General features: G+C 32.7%; 12 protein-coding genes. 5 read left to right on the top strand and 7 right to left on the bottom strand.

The window, feature by feature from the left end:
• Positions 1-133: 133 nt before the first annotated feature.
• Together queA and rlmN are read left to right on the top strand one after the other, a co-directional pair.
• Positions 134-1,183: a tRNA preQ1(34) S-adenosylmethionine ribosyltransferase-isomerase QueA gene (gene queA / locus Q0807_RS04150; protein ID WP_299106715.1), complete on the top strand. Its 1,050-nt coding sequence runs from the start codon at positions 134-136 to the stop codon at positions 1,181-1,183.
• Positions 1,184-1,275: 92 nt separating this feature from the next.
• Positions 1,276-2,316 carry a 23S rRNA (adenine(2503)-C(2))-methyltransferase RlmN gene (gene rlmN / locus Q0807_RS04145; protein WP_299106713.1) on the top strand — a complete coding sequence of 347 codons (1,041 nt, stop codon included), beginning with the start codon at positions 1,276-1,278 and terminating at the stop codon, positions 2,314-2,316.
• Between the two features lie 80 nt (positions 2,317-2,396).
• On the opposite strand, the gene Q0807_RS04140 is transcribed toward rlmN, so the two are convergent.
• The 7 genes from Q0807_RS04140 to Q0807_RS04110 all read right to left on the bottom strand — a co-directional run bounded on the left by Q0807_RS04140 (position 2,397) and on the right by Q0807_RS04110 (position 17,377).
• Positions 2,397-2,972, bottom strand: a complete 576-nt coding sequence (locus tag Q0807_RS04140) for an outer membrane beta-barrel protein (RefSeq protein WP_299106711.1) — start codon at positions 2,970-2,972, stop codon at positions 2,397-2,399.
• A gap of 258 nt (positions 2,973-3,230) precedes the next feature.
• Positions 3,231-4,262 carry a nucleotidyltransferase family protein gene (locus Q0807_RS04135; RefSeq protein WP_299106709.1) on the bottom strand — a complete coding sequence of 344 codons (1,032 nt, stop codon included), beginning with the start codon at positions 4,260-4,262 and terminating at the stop codon, positions 3,231-3,233.
• Between the two features lie 36 nt (positions 4,263-4,298).
• Positions 4,299-5,429 carry a hypothetical protein gene (locus Q0807_RS04130; protein ID WP_299106707.1) on the bottom strand — a complete coding sequence of 377 codons (1,131 nt, stop codon included), beginning with the start codon at positions 5,427-5,429 and terminating at the stop codon, positions 4,299-4,301.
• Positions 5,430-5,444: 15 nt separating this feature from the next.
• The gene (locus Q0807_RS04125; RefSeq protein WP_299106704.1) at positions 5,445-5,609 is read right to left on the bottom strand and encodes a hypothetical protein; all 165 of its coding nucleotides are present in this window, start codon (positions 5,607-5,609) and stop codon (positions 5,445-5,447) included.
• 284 nt (positions 5,610-5,893) lie between these two features.
• Positions 5,894-8,233 (bottom strand): T9SS type A sorting domain-containing protein, encoded by a 2,340-nt coding sequence (locus Q0807_RS04120; RefSeq protein WP_299106702.1) that lies wholly within the window; start codon positions 8,231-8,233, stop codon positions 5,894-5,896.
• Between the two features lie 323 nt (positions 8,234-8,556).
• Positions 8,557-13,305: an S-layer family protein gene (locus Q0807_RS04115; protein ID WP_299106700.1), complete on the bottom strand. Its 4,749-nt coding sequence runs from the start codon at positions 13,303-13,305 to the stop codon at positions 8,557-8,559.
• A 499-nt stretch (positions 13,306-13,804) separates the two neighbouring features.
• Positions 13,805-17,377: a T9SS type A sorting domain-containing protein gene (locus Q0807_RS04110; protein WP_299106698.1), complete on the bottom strand. Its 3,573-nt coding sequence runs from the start codon at positions 17,375-17,377 to the stop codon at positions 13,805-13,807.
• Between the two features lie 507 nt (positions 17,378-17,884).
• On the opposite strand from Q0807_RS04110, the gene Q0807_RS04105 reads away from it, so the two are divergent.
• From Q0807_RS04105 to cysD, 3 genes are read left to right on the top strand one after another with little or no spacing between them, the layout of a single operon-like run.
• Entirely contained in the window at positions 17,885-18,325 is a 441-nt protein-coding gene (locus Q0807_RS04105; RefSeq protein WP_299106696.1) for a DUF2061 domain-containing protein, read from the top strand.
• Positions 18,322-18,912 (top strand): adenylyl-sulfate kinase, encoded by a 591-nt coding sequence (gene cysC, locus Q0807_RS04100; protein ID WP_299106694.1) that lies wholly within the window; start codon positions 18,322-18,324, stop codon positions 18,910-18,912. The genes Q0807_RS04105 and cysC overlap by 4 nt, the downstream gene beginning before the upstream one ends.
• A gap of 5 nt (positions 18,913-18,917) precedes the next feature.
• Entirely contained in the window at positions 18,918-19,823 is a 906-nt protein-coding gene (gene cysD / locus Q0807_RS04095; RefSeq protein ID WP_299106692.1) for a sulfate adenylyltransferase subunit CysD, read from the top strand.
• Positions 19,824-19,902 lie beyond the last annotated feature (79 nt).

Raw genomic sequence — 19,902 nt, 5'->3', positions numbered from 1 at the left:
AATATTCATTTCATTAGTGTGCTTATTAAAATAGAAGGCTTTTTAAGCTTTATAATTCAAAATAAACGTTCATTTACTTGACAAGGCCTATGTTGAGATTGTATATTTGCAATTCGAAAAAAAATAGAAATACATGAAATTATCACACTTTAGTTTTGACCTTCCAGACGAATTACTTGCTGAGCATCCTGCAGAACACAGAGATGAGTCGCGATTGATGGTACTTAACAGAGCAAAGCAGACTATAGAGCACAAGCTTTTTAAAGATATTATAGATTATTTTGATGAAGGTGATGTGATGATAATGAACGATACTAAAGTTTTTCCTGCTAGATTATATGGTAATAAGGAGAAAACTGGAGCACGTATCGAAGTGTTTTTATTACGTGAATTAAACCAAGAGCAACGCCTTTGGGATGTGTTAGTAGATCCTGCACGAAAAATAAGAATAGGTAATAAATTATATTTTGGTGATGACGAAACGTTAGTTGCAGAAGTTATTGATAATACAACCTCTAGAGGTAGAACGTTGCGTTTTCTTTATGATGGTTCTTACCATGATTTTAGAACAAAATTAACGGAATTAGGAGAAACGCCATTACCTAAGTATATTAACAGAGAGGTTGAGCCAGAAGACGAAGAGCGTTACCAAACCATTTATGCAAAAAATGAAGGTGCAGTAGCAGCGCCAACAGCAGGTTTGCATTTTTCTAAACATTTATTAAAAAGATTAGAAATTAAAGGTGTTAAAACAGCAGAAGTAACCTTACACGTTGGTTTAGGAACTTTTAATCCGGTTGAGGTAGAAGATTTGTCTAAGCACAAAATGGATAGTGAAGAAATAATTATCACTAAGCAAGCTGCGGATATCGTTAATACAGGAATAGAAAATAAAAAACGTGTTTGTGCTGTAGGTACAACATCGATGCGTACAGTAGAGAGTTCAGTGTCTTCAAACGGAAGATTAAATGAATTTGAAGGTTGGACTAACAAATTTATTTTTCCTCCTTATGATTTTAGTATTGCAAATTGTATGATTACTAATTTCCATACACCAAAATCAACATTGTTAATGATGACTTCTGCATTTGCAGGTCATGATTTTATGAAAAAAGCTTACGAAGAAGCAGTAAAAGAAAAATATAAATTCTATTCTTATGGTGATGCAATGTTAATCATCTAAGTTGAGAATATATCCTTATAATTTAAAGCCTCTTAATTGAGGCTTTTTTATTATAGAAGAAAACCAAATTCATTTAAGTACTTTTGCATCAAATGGAAGTAAAAAAGAAAGACATACGAGCATTAACCAAAGAGCAACTTAGGGAATTCTTTGTAAAACAAGGAGACAAAGCGTTTAGAGGAAATCAGGTCTATGAATGGCTATGGCAAAAATCTGCCTATAGTTTTGAAGATATGACAAATGTGTCCTTAGATACGAGGCAAATGCTAGAAGATAACTTTGTTATTAATCATATCAAAGTGGATCAAATGCAACGTAGCTCTGATGGGACTATAAAAAATGCTGTTCGTTTACACGATGATTTAATTGTAGAATCTGTTTTAATCCCTACAGCATCTAGAACTACTGCGTGTGTTTCCTCGCAGGTTGGTTGTAGCTTAGATTGTAGATTTTGTGCAACGTCAAGATTAAAACGTATGCGAAATCTGAATCCAGATGAGATTTACGATCAAGTAGTTGCTATAGATAACGAAAGTAGATTGTATCATAATAGGCCTTTGAGTAATATTGTTTTTATGGGTATGGGAGAGCCATTAATGAATTACAATAATGTTCTTAAAGCTATTGAAAAAATTACGTCGCCAGAAGGATTAGGAATGTCTCCAAAGCGAATTGTAGTGTCAACGTCTGGAGTCCCAAAAATGATTAAGAAGATGGCTGATGATAACGTTAAATTTAAGTTAGCTGTATCATTACATTCTGCTATAGATGAAATACGCACGTCTATAATGCCTTTTAATGAGACGTTTCCTTTAAGTGATTTAAGAGAGGCTTTAGAATATTGGTATACCGCTACAAAAAACAGAATTACTTATGAATATGTGGTTTGGGATGGTATAAATGATAAGCGTAAGGACGTTGAGGCATTAGTTGAATTTTGTAAATTTGCGCCAAGTAAAGTTAATCTTATAGAATATAATCCTATTGATGATGGAGAGTTTCAGCAAGCAAGCTCTAAAGCGATAGATATGTATGTGAACATTCTTGAAGCCAATAATATTACCGTTACCGTTAGACGGAGTAGAGGAAAAGATATTGATGCTGCTTGCGGGCAATTAGCTAATAAAGGCTAGATAAAAAACGGTGCATAAAAAAGAGAACCAATAATATTATTGATTCTCTTTTTTTTATCTTATACTTTATTAATTAAGTATTATAATTTAAATATAGCTTGTAAATGATATTGGTAGTGGTTATTATCATATCCACTATCTTTATGATTAAAAGCAAATTTAGCAATGGTTTGAGCTCTTAATCCAAAAGATCTATTTCTATTTAGCCAAAATAAAACTCCACCACCTAAGTTAAATGAAATATTAGTTTCATCTATGTGAAAAAATCCGACACCAGCATTAGCATATAGGTCAAACCAATCATCGTTGGGTGCAATATGACGTCCAAAATAATATTTTAAATGCGTGTCTAAGGATACATAATTATAATCTTTTTCTACCTCTTGAAATGGTGCCTCGTCTAAGCCTGCACCTTCTGCAAATCCATTAAATGTAATAGCTTGTTCAATTGCAAATTTTTCTGACCAATTAAATTCAACTGCTGCAGAAATAGGGAATTCAAATGTCCAATCTCCTGGTTTATGAAAAGGGTTTTGTGACCCTAAACTATTTAAAGCATTTAAACCAATGCTTAAGTGCCACTCATCATCGTGTCTTTGGGCAAAAGAAGATAAACTAAATGATACTAATAATACAATTAAAAATAATTTTTTCATGCTAAAATAATTTGTCCAAAGGTAAACTTTATGCATTATAAAACAAATAATGAAGTAAAGTTTTACTGAATTTTCATTAATAATTTAAAAATTGTTCGAAATACTTATAAAATAAGGTTAATTTTTATTTAAAAACTTAAATGTTATCTTTATTTTATACTACTTCATCAGGAATTGTAAGAGAATTCAAATAAAAGGTCCTATATAATTCGTGCGAAATTTAATAAAATTTATTCTAACTGAATCAAAATATTGTGTTTATTTCCTTGAAAATAAAATGTTTAGGATATGCCTTAAATAACTTCTGTTGGTGAATATAAGGTGTAGACGTTTGCTAATATTGAAATAAGTTACCTTTATAATGTTTGATGTTACTCTAGCTAGTTTGTTTGACATTGTTATTTTATGAGAGTACTTAATATATTTCATATATAGAGTTGAATCTATAAATGAAAACTCCTGAAAATAATGCTTAGCTAATTCTAAAAATGATTTTCCATATTTTAATATTAACAAGCTTGAGATTAGATTGTCATCTGTGTACGATTTAACGACAATAGTATCATAAAGTACTTTTAAACTTGGGAAATTATAATAATGTCCTCTGTCATTAAGTTGCCAACTCCATATTTGATGCAAACTTAAATAATATGAATTTGGTATTGTTATATCATTAATTACAATTTTAGATTTGAGAACTGAAGAAATGTCAATTAAGGATCTGTGTTTTTTTATTAGCAAATCTGAGTGTATTTCAATAGCTGCAAGTTCGCTTTCTGAAATAAGTCTATCTAAATGTCTAAAATCTTTCGTTTCATAAGCAAACCCGAAAGTTTTATTGTAACCATTAGATTTCAAAATGTTAAATGCTTCATGAATTTGACTTTTCTCAACAAGAATGTCAATATCACCAACCATACGCTCCGCAATATCATTATATTTTCCAGATGCTAAAAGAGCTGTTCCTTTTAAAAATACATGATTTATATTATTCTCGTTAAGAATTTTCGAAATAGAATGAACTTGTTTTAATATTGATTTATTTCTATTCCTATTTACAGAAGCTATTTCTTCTAGATAATTATTTAACTCTTCTGGTAACGTGTGTAAAAGTTCTCTAGATTTTAATCTGGAATATATAGCCGGAAGAACTAAATATTTACTTCCTTCAATAACTATATTATCCCAATTAAATGTTGGGTTCTTTAAAGTTGATTCTAAAGTATTATTTGAAGTTTCAAAACTTAAAATATCAGCAATATGTTGATATGTTTTAGCGTAATTACCCATAGGTTATTAATGTACTTCTAATATAGAATATAAAAGCTAATTATTCAGTGATTTAAATAATATTGAAATTTCATTAGCAACTTCCTTAATATCGCTATAAGTTAATTCGTAGATTTTAATACGCCCTAACCAATCTATAAATTGTTTTGCGTGATATGGATTTGGCGACAACCAAGAGTCAGGGATTAGTGTTTCTAACATTTTTTTTACAGAGACTTGTTCTATTATTGTATCAGACTTGTCTCTATAGTTTACTAAAATTACTGCATGACATGCATAATGCAATTTTTCAGGAATAGCACAAGGCAAATATTTTAAAGTGCCTTTTGATTTATTGAAATTTATAGGAGGTAAGTCTTTAAAACTATTAATAATGGGTTCAAGGATTTTAAATGCACCTTTTTTTATGGAAATAGCACCAGGATTAAAGTATATATTTTTATTTTTTGAAAGCATTGGAGAAACATCATCTGCCAGTAAATTGAAACCGTTAGCAGTTAAAAGTGCACAGAGTGTACTTTTTCCTTTTCCAGATGCACCAACTATTAGTATAGAGGAGTTGCCATCTGTTATGGTAGAACCATGGAAGGTACCAATCCAATCGCTTTCAGGTTTATCGTGAATAGTGCATAAGATATGCATTATAAACTTCCCTTGAATTTTATGATACTCTAGTTTAGGAGCACTAGTAATTAGGCTTTCATCTTTAAATAAAAATAAGTTGTCATTTTTTAAATAAATATCGAAAGTTGTATCAACAGATTTGTAAGTTGATATAGAGCAATGTGCAATAGAAGGGTGAACTGTTTTTAAAACAAGCTCAGAGTCATAATTGACTTGAATTACTTTTCCATTGATACTATAGTATCTCGATAAATTTCTATGAGAAGAATCGAAAGAAGTTAAATCAACTTCAGCATGAGTTGTGGGTATATTGCAGTTTGATAAATAGCTCGAAATGGTGTTCTCAATTTCTGAATAATTAGCATTTTTATCTTCGTCAAGAATTAATGCTCTAAATTCAGCTTTGGAGGTTACGTCTAAATAAGAATCTATAAGGAATTTAAAATTGGCATCAATAACGCTATAGCTGTTAGATATCGAATACCACAATATCCAAAGCCCACCAATACTTTTTTCATAAGTTGGCGCTAAGATATTATTCAAAATAAATATTGAAAATTAATCGAAAGGATTTCCCCCTGGATCTGCTGGTAAAGATGATACTTGGGCCTTAAGAGGATTTAATATCACAAATGTTCCTACTGCTGTTAATGCAGCATATTTTCCCATTTTAGAAATGGCTTCTTTACGTGTGATTTTGTCTTTATTGTTTTCTTGCTTCATGGCTTTTGCCCTAAATTTGAGTTCAAAAATAGTAAATTATTTTATTTATTAAAGTAAAATACGAAAAGGTTTACAGAAAATTTATTAATTCACTAGATGATTTTCTTTTAAACCGTTAAAATACGCCTTGTACCTAACATTTTAATAAAATGAAAAAAAATCATTCTAACCTATTTACGTAGTATTTAGATGTTTGGTTTTCTCAATTAAGATATTTTTAACTAAAAAAACGTAACTCCCAGACTACATGATTTTATAATATAGAGTGGGAGAATAGTATTTATTTAATCTAAAATTACCTTTTGATTTTTAGTTTGTTTGCTGTTATTAAGTTGTACAATATATACACCTTGTGTAAGGTGACTAACGTCTATATTTTGTAATCTATTTTGCGATTGTAAAATAGATGTGTTAACGATACGTCCTTGTATGTCAAATATCGTAGCTGTAGTGTTTTCTAATAAAGTCCCAGACACAACTAGAGTACTATCATGCTTGTTACTGTAAACGCTTAAATTATTAGAATCATTTTGAGCAATTGATAAAGTGCTATCTGATATACGTAAATAGAAACGTCCTGTTCCGTTTAAATCTGTACTTGGTGTAATAACATAATCACTAGCAGTCAATAACGTACTAGTATTAGCTACATTATCATCTAAATAAACCTCTGCGGTTACTGGTAACGTATTCGCCGTAATGCTAAAAGTTATCTGTTCGCCTTGGTTAGAATTAACACCCAAAGGGATGCTAACATTTCCATAATCTGTTACTCCTAAAGACTGAATAGCCATCGGAATTCCTGTATTATCCATTACTAAATGAGAATATAATGAGAACTCTGGAGCTGATGCACCATATAAACTACTATCAAATCCTGGGTCTAGACCTTGCGTAGAAAATTCAGTAAAATAAATATCTGTTTCAAATACAGTAGTCGTATTCGTTAATGTTAATTCAAGGTTAGTAACGGTGTTGGAATTCCGTCCTGCAATAAAGTCGTCAGAATCACCTATTGTTCTATAACTAGGGTCAAATGAGACCAAACCGCCTTGAGATTTTGATGCAACAAAAAATCCTTGTCCTGGTGTTAATAGAACTTCAGAATTTATAGGGTCAAAAGCATAGGCGAGATTCCAAGTTACCCAACCATCTGAAGCGGTTCCATCATATCCATAAACGGCTGCGCTACTTGTATTAAACTGAGTAAGATTATCTAAAAGAAATTCTTTTACTTTTATGTATGAAGGATAAGGATTCCCGATAAGATTCCATATGCTAGCCGCAGGTGCAACAATATCTTTTGTAACTATTCCGTTTTCCACTGCACCTGTAAAAGTATATGTTCCTCCACCATTGGAGCCTGAGCGGTAGGCATTACCAGCGGTAAATACTTCAGAATCGTTTGCAGAACTAAATAAATTGTATCCATTTGAAGCGGTATCAAAAGGGCCAAATAAGTAAAATGGTCCTTCACCATTAATATTCCCAGAAAGAATATTTGTATCTGCATTATTTCTTAGAATTCCAAAAGTGCTCCCAGATAATGGAGGGCTAATTAAATCATTAGCTCCAGTAGTGGTTCCTGTACCTGCAGCACCATTCACATACCTTTTATAGTTTATAGTGCCTATAATTGTTCCATTTGATATTAAAGTAGAATAGGATGTAGATGTTGTATTTAAGGTTAGATCATTGGTTAGTGATAATGTTACCCCAGAGTTTATTTGTAAATATCCTCCTGCTTCCACATTAATAGATTTTACAGTTGAAGTAGCATTGATTTCTAGTGTTGCACCAGATCTAACAGTAACATCGCTATTGGTTAAATTTCCATTTAATATTAAAGTACCTTCATCTACTGTTGTGGTCCCGGTATAAGAATGATTTCCAGAAAGTACTAAAGTCCCTGAGCCCATTTTGTTTAGTAATCCAGAACCGATGAAATCTTTTGTATAAGTTTCAGTTCCTGTTGTAATATTAAAATTCGCATCGTTGTTAATTTCAAAATTATTAAAGTATACGTTTCTTTCTCCTGTAGCATCATTTTGGTTACCTATATAGATGTTAATTTCATCTATAGTCACACTAGAGTTAAACGTTGTTGTGTAAGTTGTTCCACCAGATTTAGATGTCATAGAGAATTCATAGTTATCACCTGTAATTCGCTTAATTGTAACAAGCATTGCATTGGTTCCGTAATCAGATGTTGCAATTCCGTTAGTAGTTGTAATTTCTGTAGTCGAGGCATTATTTACATTAAAAATGTTTGTGCCGTTATTTCTCAAGTCAAAACCCTTACTACCAGAGTTCGCGTCAAAATTCATGGACCAATAAAAAGTTAACTCATCATTTAATTCTAAGGCATCAAAACCTCTAATTGCATTTAGGTAATCTCCACCTGTAGCATAAAATGAAAATGCGTTAGTACCTATGTCTGTATTAGACATTCCATCATTTATTGGGTCTCCAGTAAAAGCACCAGTATCTGCACCATTGGTTATAGCCCATGCCGTATATCCGTTTCCGCCGTTTTGTCCAGTGCTAAAATCGGTACTATATGTAGGGTCGTTTGCGCTGTCTGTTGCTATTGTAAACTGAGCGTATATTTTTTCGTTTGACAAAAAGAATATTGCAAGATTTAAAAAAAGTAAGGTTGGATATTTTTTAAAGTAGTTTTTCATCATTTTGTATTCAGGTTGTAGTTATTAGTGCTAGAATATTATAGGCAATCTATATTTTTATTTCTGTAATTAGAGTAAATACGATTGCTCCCATGTATAGGACACCATAGTTTTTAAATGGTCACTTATTAAAATTAATTTACCCTTAAAACAGTTTACGCTTTTTTATTTGAAATAAAAAATTATCGAATGACTAAAAATTTTCATAAAAAAAACGCACTAAAATAAATTAGTGCGTTTTTTTAATAGCGTTAGTTTTTTTATTATCTCAAAATAACTTTTTGAGTTTTGTTTTGAGTTCCATTAATTAATTCTACTACATAAACGCCAATACTTAAATTACTCACATCAATAGAATGTGATCTATCAGTATTCAGTAATAATGAAGAGTTAACTAATCGACCTTGTAAGTCGTATAAGTTAGCTGTAGTAGTCTCTAATAATTGGCCTGTAACCACAATTGTCTTATCACTTGGATTACTATAGATGTTTAGATTATCTAAAGTCGTTTCTGCTATGGACAATGCTGTAGTTGTAAACCTTAAGTAAAAACGACCAGTTCCGCTTAAGTTTTCATTTGGTGTTAATGTATAATCACCAGAAGTTAATAAGGTAAATGTATTTTCTACATTATCTTCTAAATAAACGTCTACGGTATTTGGTAATGTAGATTCGTCAATGCTAAAGGTGATTTGTTCTAATTGATTAGAGTTAACACCTAACGGAATAGTAACATCAGTAAGGTCAGTTTCTCCTAACGACTGCATTGTCATTTTTCTTCCAGTATTATTTTCAACTAAATGAGAATACATGTAAAGATCTGGTAATTGACTGGTAAAGATTGTAGCATCATATCCTTCATCTAAACCTCTTGTAGAGTTGTTGTTAAAATAAAAATCTGTACTATATTTAGTATTATTGTTTTCTATTTTTAAACTAAAATGAGCATTAGTGTTTTCAGTTCTTCCTGAAATAAAATCGTCACCTCCTGATACTCTTCGCATTGTTGGTGTAAAGTTTAAGTCGGCGCTAGGTGCATCAGCTAAAACCATAAAGCCTTGTCCTGGTGTTATATTTTCTGGGTTATTTAAATTAATTACAGTCCAGCCATTTAGAGCATCTCCATCATAACCATAAATAGCTACAGCATCTTGATCTAAGTTTGATACATTTGAGGTTAGGAATTCAGTACTGTTAATATAGGATGGATATGGATTACCAATTAAATTCCATGCGTTTTCAGAACCTGTTGTGATAGTTACAGGTACTGTTTCGGATAAAACAGCTCCCATAAATGTAAATGTAGAGGTGTCAGTAGATGCTGCTCTGTATCCCGCACCAGCTGTTAAGACTGTGGCGTCGTCAGCATCGGAAAATAAAGTATAAGAATTTGCATTATTGTCATATGGTCCAAATAAGTAAAATGTTGTTGTACCACCACCAACAGTACCAGAAGGAATATTTGTGTTTATTCCTCTAAATGTGCCAAAATCTTGACTTGCATTAGTAACAGGTGGAGAGATAAGGTCATTTTGGCCATTTGTACTGCCTGTTGTGTTATTAAATGTATTTACATGTCTTTTGTAAACAACATTACCTGCTATAGTTCCATCTAAAATTAAACTAGAATAGCTTGTAGCGTTAGACTCTAATGTTATGCCATTAATAGCAGTTAACGTAGCACCTGAATCAATGGTTAAGCCAGCGCCAGGACTTATAGTAATGGTGTTAATATCTGTATTTGTGGAAATTGAAGTATTACCAGACTCTATAATTATAGCTTCTGTAGATAACGAAGCACCATTTGGATCGCTTGGTGACCATATTCCATTATAGGTATAGGTTGTTGGTGGGTTGAAGGTTATTTTAATATCATCAATTGCAAACTCATCTCTACTTCCAGAACCTCCGTTATCATAACCATACCAGTTTAAATAAAAGAAATTGTTTTCTGTAATACTCAAACCTGTTATTGTAGTACTTCTTTGCTCCGCTACCCATATTGGGCTAGCATCTGCAACTTCTGATGTAATAACATCTAAACCTGCAACATAATTATAAGTTGCTAAATTTTCGTCTTCACCATAATAAAAATCAATAGCTGTACTCCTTCCTGCATTGTTATAGACATAAACTGTGTATTCAACTAGAACACTGGTAACGACTTGAGTGGTTTTGTTTTGGGACTTCAATACAATATCTCCAGGGGTCCAATCACTTCCTGTTGGTTGCGCTCCAAAACCATAATTGCCTGAATTGACTTCAAAAGCGTAAAAACCACCGCTATTAACACCTCCAGAGTCCGATCCTCGGGCATAATCTCCAGAGGTATCAGAATCGCCAAAATCAGTATTGCCATCAGACATTCCTGTTGTTGCCCAAGCATTGGAATTTAACTGACCAGCAGATGGACTTGGTACAATACCAGAACCATTAAATTGTCCTTCGTTAACGTTTAAAACTGTATTATCAAAATCAATAACAAACTCTGTGTTTTCTGCAGTAATTTGCCAACCAAATTCAGGTAAAGCAATTACATCAAAATTAGTACTGTTGATTACTGTTAATAATCCATCATCAGCAGTTAAAATTAAATCAGTACCCAATTCAGTATGTGTTATAGTTGTAAAAGTAGCCACGCCAGAAACTGACGTTTCAGTTATTGGGCTAGCACTTAATGTACCTGAAGAAGTAATGTCTACATCTAGGTTGTAATCGATATCAACATTTCCGTTTTCATCTTGAGCCTGCACAATAACACTTGGCATTGTAGTATTAATATCAACTGTTAATGGAGGTTGTTGAGTAAATACTAATTCAGTAACATCTACACTTAATGTGAAATCATTAGAATTAAAATCACTTCCAGAAAAAGTAGATGTAAAAGTACTACCAGAAGGATCTGCTTCAAAACCATGATTGTCGACATCCACCATAAAAGATAAAATACCACCATCTGTGATGTTTGATGTGTTTAAATAGACCGATATAGATAAAGAGCTAATATCACTATCTAAAATGGTTAAATCTCCTGATGTAAAGTTAATATCGATAAATGCATCGTCTATAGTTACGCTAGTCACTGTAATAGGACTTCCGTCACTTACGGTTACACCTTGTATGTTATCTGTCCAGTCTGCTGTATTAGTAGAATGAGGGTATAATCTAATTTTAGTCACGTTGGTATTAAGCCCATCACTAGTACCAAAATCATACAAGTCCATATTAAAAACTTCAATAGCTTCTGCTTGCGTATCAGCTAAAGAACTGATGGTTGTAGTTGCAGGCTGAGAACCAGAATCATCTGCTTCAGAATCTACATCAGTAGTTTCTTCAATGGAGACCTCAGTTATTCTCCAATCTTCGGCACCAGACCCAGCGGTCATGTCATAGAAAAATGCTAAATACGCTATTCCTGTGATACCTGATGCATTAATAGTATATGTTGAAGGTGTTGATAATCCATTTCCGCTAGAATTATTTTCTGGATCAAAAGTTAAAGCTGTCCAAGTTGCTAGTGTAGGGTCACCAGACCCAGAATAATTTGTTGAGTACCTCAATTCAAATTCCCCAGCTTCATTTAAAGTATTTCCATACTGCTCTCTTGTTGTAACATCAATTAATACTGAGTTGTATGCATCAAAATCTATAGTAAAATCAGAAATTAACCAATCCAAATCATCTGAGCCAGTAAAACCATTGATAGCATATTCACCTCCTGAGCAAAGCCAAGAATCATCACCAGCTTCATCGAAGGGTGTCCATTCCGCTGCACTACAATTTGAGAAGTCTTCATTGTATGGAAGTGTAATTGGAGGTGCTGTATCGTTGTTAGTAATGGTTAAATCGAATGTATTGATACCACCAACCGTTGCGTTATTTCCACCAGCAACATTCTGAATAGTAAATACTAATGTTTCATTGGTTTCAAAAATAGCATCATCTGTTACTGTTATTGCTACTGTTTGATTTGTGTTGGTTCCAGATAAAAAGATCACTGATTGCGTTGTATAGTTGTCTATATCCGTTGGGTCACCTGTAACTAAGGCGATATCGAAAGTTGTATCTATAGTAGCATCTTCATCTGAAATTGAAAATTCTAAATTATAAGTTCCAATACCTTCAGAAACTGAAGCCGATGCTGCTGTAAATTGCACTCTCGTATTTGCAAGTGTTGTAAAATTGCCGATTTCTACTGAAGAAATATAACAAGTATCTGTATTATTGTACTCATAAATAGCTACATGATAGTTTGTGTTTTCAGTTAGTGCCGTAATCGATTCAGTAATTGCAGTACCATTATAAACGACAAAATTCCCTGTCCCAATTTCATCACCTAATGAAAAAGCCGTATTTGCTGCGTATGCCGTTCCATTTACAGGACTAGCATCAACAGCAGAACCTTCTTTCATTAAAACAAGTACATTGTCACCATCTCCTCTTGTCCAGTTTATAGTTGCGCTATTTGATTCTATTAGTGTTGAGTTGTATCCTGTTGCCGCTGTTATTGGTTCTGTACAAGTAGATGCAACGCCAGATGCTATTAATTTTAAGTTTCTTAATCTTACACCTCTACCAGAGGTTCCATTGTTTGATATTCGGATTACTACTTGGCTTGAAACACTATTTAAAATAAATGTACCTCCATCTATATATGATGAACCAATTGTTGTACTTGAAGTTTCTGTTTGCGTATAATTTGAACCACCATCAAAAGATATTTCAATTTTAGCAGGATTATATGATCCTGAATTGAATGATGCAACATCAAGTGTGAATTCTGCATCAGTATAGGACGATAAATCATAAGTTGCTGTTGTTATAAAATCACTAGGGCTTCCAGCATCGACTAACCAATAACTTCCTTTATCTATAGTGTTGGAAGTAACGTTATTTTGAAAAATCCAATCAGTAGGTTCAGAGCCGCCTCCAGATTCACTAAAAATAGTAGTCTGTCCAAATCCAAAATTCCCTATTAAAAGGAGTAATAAAAACGCGTAAAATTTTCTCATTGTATTAATTAATTAGAGTTAAAACGCAAGTTTTAAGAAAAAATGAGAATAGACTAAAAAGAAATACCCTACAGTTTTTTGCGTAAAATCGTTGCAAAATGTTTATTAATCGTTAATTGGTAAAAAACACGGTTAAGTCTGTAATGATAAGGGGTCGCAAATATAATAAAACTGATAGTTTATGCTATATTTAGATATTAACAAACCGTTAACATCATTATATTAGATGTTTTTTTTTGTCACTGGTCAGTTATCAGTTACAATGGTTTTTTACGCCAAATAAAATGTGTAATAATTGTTGAGTGTGTATGTGGTAATTAGGTCTTAGAAAAGCGTTTAAAGTTTGTTGTAAAACTTTATAGAATAGAAGAAAACGCGAGATATTGTGTTTTAAGAAGTACTATGTGAAATTATAAGCACTTAATTTAATATAAGAATATTAAAAATAAAAAAAGCGCATCTCAGAAAGATGCGCTTTTTTTAAATATAACTTTTACAATTATTTGATAATAACTTTTTGGGTTCTAGTACCTGCGTTGTTTTGTAATTGTACAACATAGATGCCAGCAGAAAGATTAGATACATCAACACTATTTTGTGTGTTTCTAGAATTTAATTCAGTAGTGTTAACAAGTCTTCCTTGTACATCATATAAATTAAACATTGTATCGCTTTCTAATAATCCTTTTATTGTAATTGTTTTAGAGATAGCGTAGATTTCTAAACCATTTAATATATTATCAGAGTCACTCAGTGCAGCTTCTGTTGTAAAGTGTAGGTAAAAACGACCAGTATCAGTTAATGATGTACTTGGTGTGAATACATAATCACTTTCTAATAAGTTAGTAAATGTATTATTTACATTATCTTCTAACGTTACTTCAATACCTTCTGGTATAAAACTTTCGCTAATGCTTACTGTTCCTTGTACACCTTGTTCAATGTTAATTCCTAATGGAATAGTTACATTTTCTAGGTCAGAATAGCTAACAGATTGTGCAGCCATATTTTTACTTAGATTATCTTGTACTAAGTGAGAATAGATTGAGAATGCAGGAGCATTAGTTTCAAACATTTCAGAATCATATCCAGCATCCATGCTTAAAGAAGCATTATCGTTGAAATATAAATCAGTTGTGTATATGTTTCCTTCTTTTGCAACTTGTAATCTTAAGTTTGCTAAGTTTTGGTTTTCTGATCGTCCAACAATAAAATCATCAGAAGCACCAGTTGTTCTCATTGCAGGTGTAAAGTTAATTGTAGCACCTCCACTTTTTGAAGCAACAAAGAAACCTTGTCCAGGAGCCAATTTAGCTGTTGGGTTTGCATCAGAATACGCTTGGTTCCATACTACAAATCCTGTTGTTACATCACCTTTATAACCATAAACACCGTAGTTTGTAGGGTTAAAAGCAGCACTGTTTTCAGATAAAAAAGTAGATAATTGAATGTAAGATGGGTATGGGTTACCAATAAGGTTTTGAATACTTCCTGTTCCTACATTAATGTCAACACTTTTAACACCTGTTTCTACATCTCCAACAAATTTAAATGAAGACCCTCCAGCATCCGTTGAAGCTGTTCTGTAACCAATACCTGATTCTACGAGTGAAGCATCGTCAGCTGTAGTGTAATTAACATATGCGCCAGTACCAGTATTAATATCATAAGGTCCAAATAAATAAGATGGCACACCACCAATTGTTCCTGATGGTATTTGAGTATTAGCAGTTCTTAGTGCACTGAAAGTTTGAGCGCTATTTGTAACAGGAGCAGATATTAAATCATTTTTACCTGTAGTAGCACCAGAATCAGCAAATTGATTTACATGACGATTGTATGTTACCTCATTTGCAATTGTACCATTTACGATTAAACTAGAATAACTACTACTTATTGAGTTAAGTTCTAAATCTCCATTATTAACAATGTTTGAGTTTGTTGTTATAGATTCACCAAAATCAAGAACAGTTGATGCACCGTCATTTATGATTAGGTTATCTAATTGTACATTTCCTGATACATCGTATGTTCCGTCTATTACAATAGCATCTAAAGCGCCTGTTGTAGCATCTGGCTCAATGTTATCTTTCCAACCATTACTAGCTGTATAAATTAAACCGCTAAATTGGCTAACTAATCTAAAGTTGTCAAAACCAGAATAACCATTATCTAGATTGTTTCTTAATCTAACTTGCAAACCAACCGTAGAATTTCCGTCTGGTATAGATATTTTAACTCTTCCTGTAGCATCGTTTACATCGCCATTTCCGTCAAACACGGTTACCCAAGTACCGCTAGCACTTCCATTAAGGAAAAGGCGGTATTGAATATCGTTAGCATTATTTACATAGCCATTTACTTGCCAATCAAATTCTATACGTAAATCTGTGTAAGTACTTACGTCAGTATTATCAAAAGTTAATATAGCGAAAGGATTGCTGGTGTCATTTAAATCATTTTCTCCAAAAATTACATTATCGAAAAGAGGATTATCTAGAGGCGCTGCATCTGCTAATGCGATTTCTCCAAAATAACCTACAGTGTCTCCCCAATCTGAAACAGTACCAAAATATGCTGTATTACTTGTATATGACCAGTCCGTAGCTGAATCAAAGTTTTGACCAGCGATGCTAAGAAGTGGGCCATTAATATCAAATGTATCACTTGTGCCAGAGATATCAGTTGAACTAGCAACAATACTTACGCCTGTTATAGTTTCTGTAAATACAACGTTATCTAATGTTGCTTCACCATTGGTCATGTCATAAGTTTCTGCAATAATACCAGTAGTAGGAGATGCGGTGACACTAATCCCTGTAATATTAGCATCTAAATCTATATTAGAATTAACATCTACAGCGTTAATAATTGGAAAAGGAACTATTACTTCATTTTGATTCCCGTCAGTAGGTTGTTGTGTAAATTCGAATTTACTAGCAATAACTTCTATACGGTTGTCGTCACCTACTATTGATGTTTGTGCACCTCCAGCATTGTAACTAGTAAAAAGAGAGCTGCCTGCAGCAGGTGCAGTAGCGCTAGAAATTGTTAGTTGAATTTGTTCGTTATCGGTTACAACAGATTTAAAAGATGCTAAAACAACAAATTGTCTTGTGCCTCCATCTGCAGCAGTGATGCTAAATCCATCTAAAGTTGTAGTAGGGGTTACTGATGTTGTTTCTGCAACAGATGCAAATGTACCTAAATCTATAATAGCTAGTGCAGCTAAATTTTCAGAATTTGTAACTTCAAAATCAATAGATGTTAAAGTAGTACCATCTGTGTCAGTATCACTTCCTATTCCACCATCTCTAATAGTAAATGCTCCTAAGGGAACTGAATTACTAAAATTAAGTCCAGATGGAGTGATGTACGTAGAATTGTAATCGATATTTTGTTGCACCGGGAATAAAGCGAATGTTGAAGCAATAATATCCGAATCAATACTATTTGTAGATGATGTAGAAACACTACCAGAAAGGCGTACGCCAGGATTTGTAATTGCTAACGGAGAAGCCCATGCGGTTTGTCCAAGAACTCTTAACCAACCAGCATTTGTTGTTGCTCCCCAAGCATATAAACGAAAGGAGATAGTTCCAGAAACCCCAGATGTAATTGTTAATCCAGAGGTGCCACCAATTGTTGTTGTTAATGATGCTAATGTTTGAGGTGTATCCAATGCGACACCTGCTGTTGCAAAATTATCTAAACTGTAAAATATCTGCCATGAAGATGGACCATTTGCATTTCTTCTTAATCTTATGTCTAAATCAGTTAGAGTTATTTCAAAGGCAGAGTTTGCAGATATAGACCATTGAATGTAGTCGTTAGCTGCTTCTGCTGCTGCTTGATCTCCACCGATAGTCCAGTTTCTCGATGTGAAATTAGTGTTGGTTGTACTTAGATCTACACCAGACCCTCTGGTTAGACCAATAGAAGACATGTTAGCTACGGTAGACGTAGCTGTAGGTCCTACAATATTGTCGCGATCAATAGTCGCAATAGTCTGACCAAATCCAAAGGATAGCATGGATAGGGCCATTAACAATAAAATGTAATTTTTTTTCATAATTAATTTAAATTAAATCTTGTAAAACACATATATCTTCTTGATAAGTAGGTGTTTTCGATAATTTTGGATTCGCCAAAGGTAACAAAAAAAGTGAATAAAAAAACAAAAGGTATTATTTCATAGATAAAGGGTGTCTTTTAGGTAGCTTTTTTCTTACTGAATTATATTATTAATACAAACGCCTTGTTTGAAATTAATTATAAATGAATTTTTTTGAGTTTTATTGTTAATTCAATAATGAGATAATCCGGAAATTTAAAATTAAATATTTATCTCTAAAATATGAGACTATTTAGTACTGTCAATTTCTTATTATTTATATTTGCTCCAAATAAACAAAGATATAAGCAATTTAGATTTCTAGATATTAAACAAGGATTTATTTCTGAAAAGCATGAAATGTTGTTAAGTCTAACACTTGTAAATAAATTTTAAAATCTCACTTGTTTAAAAGTGTCTCAATATAAATGATGAGTTTATCGGTTTTTAATAAATTATGAAGTCTTGAAATTCAGTAAACGACATCTAGCAAAAACAATTACTTGGCGCATTATAGGTACTTTAGATACGTTATTGTTATCATGGTTTATTTCTGGTGATTTGTCTATTGGATTGCAAATGGGTGCTTTTGAGATGGTTACTAAGATGGTTTTGTACTATATTCATGAAAGAATTTGGTTTAAGTCATCAATAAAATCCTCAAATAAACGTCATGTGTTAAAAACATTTTCGTGGAGAGGTGTTGGCACTTTAGATACTATAATATTAGGTTGGATTATTAGTGGGAATCCTATGACAGGAGTAAAGATTGGTGGTGCGGAGGTAATTACAAAAATGTTATTGTATTTTGGTCATGAGAAGTTATGGTATAAAATTAATTTTGGCTTAGACCAAAGATTTAGAAAAAAGAAATTGGAAAAGCTAAAGACCCAAAGAGAATTATGAGTATTAATACAGTAAGGCATGATTATAATATAACGAAGGCTGATCGTGAAACAAGAAATGGACATAGGTCTTTTTTGTTATGGTTTACGGGTTTATCTGGTTCTGGGAAATCTACTTTAGCAAATGCAGTTGAGTTAGAACTTCATAAAAAAGGAATATCTACTTTTAGTTTGGATGGTGATAATATTAGACAAGGTATAAATAAAGACCTTAGTTTTGCGCCTGAGGACCGAACTGAAAATATTAGAAGAATTGCGGAAATCGCTCATCTCATGGTAGATGCAGGTGTCGTTACATTGGCAGCGTTTGTTTCACCATATATTAAGGATAGAGAAAATATAAAATCTATTGTTGGTGTTGAAAATTTTATTGAGGTATACGTTAATACGTCTTTAGAAGAATGTGAACGCAGAGATGTAAAAGGTTTGTATAAAAAAGCAAGGACCGGAGAAATTAAAAACATGACAGGAATTTCTGCACCTTATGAAGCGCCTATTAATCCAGATTTAGAAATTATTACAGATAATCAATCGATAGAGTCTTCGGTTGAAATTATTAAAGATTTTATTATTCAAAAATTAAAATAAATAACATGAGTAATTACGTAATTAATCATTTAAAAGAATTAGAATCGGAAGCGATTTTTGTGATTAGAGAAATTGCAGCACAATTTGAAAATCCAGTTTTATTATTTTCAGGAGGTAAGGATTCTATTTTGCTAACTCATTTAGCAAAAAAAGCATTCTATCCAGCAAAAATACCATTTCCTTTAATCCATATTGATACTGGTCATAATTTTCCTGAAACAATTGCTTTTAGAGATGAATTAGTTGAGAAACTTGGTGTTAAACTTATTGTTGGTTCTGTGCAAGAAGCTATAGATAAAGGTAGGGCTAAGGAAGAAACTGGAGCAGATGCTTCTCGTAATTCACTTCAAATCGTTTCGCTTTTAGATACATTAGAGGAATTTAAAGTTGATGCTGCAATGGGTGGCGCAAGAAGAGATGAAGAAAAAGCCCGTGCTAAAGAGCGTTTCTTTTCTCACAGAGACGAGTTTGGGCAATGGGATCCAAAAAACCAAAGACCAGAATTATGGAATCTATTTAATGGACGCAAAAATTATGGCGAGCATTTTAGAGTGTTTCCTATTTCTAACTGGACAGAAATGGATGTTTGGGAATATATTAAATTAGAAAATATTGATTTGCCATCACTTTACTTTTCTCATCAACGCGATTGTGTAGTAAGAGATGGTGTTATTTTGGCAAATTCAGAATTTATAAAATTAAAAGAAGGCGAAGAAGTTGTGAATATGACAATTCGTTACCGTACTTGCGGTGATATGCCAATAACAGGAGCTGTAGAATCCGAAGCAGATGATTTAGAAAAAATCATTGAAGAAATTGCCACAACTCGTACTACTGAACGTGGTGGAAGAGCCGATGATAAACGTGCAGAAACAGCAATGGAAGATCGTAAAAAACAAGGTTACTTTTAGAAAAAAAAACATAGAAATTAGAATTAGACTTTAGAGAAGTTTGCTAAAAACTAAAGTTCAATAACTAACTACTAACAAC

Origin of the sequence: uncultured Winogradskyella sp. (assembly GCF_947495255.1) — a bacterium.
GTDB lineage: Bacteria > Bacteroidota > Bacteroidia > Flavobacteriales > Flavobacteriaceae > Winogradskyella.
Note: the sequence above shows the minus strand (reverse complement) of the source record. Positions and strands in the feature narration are given on the sequence as shown.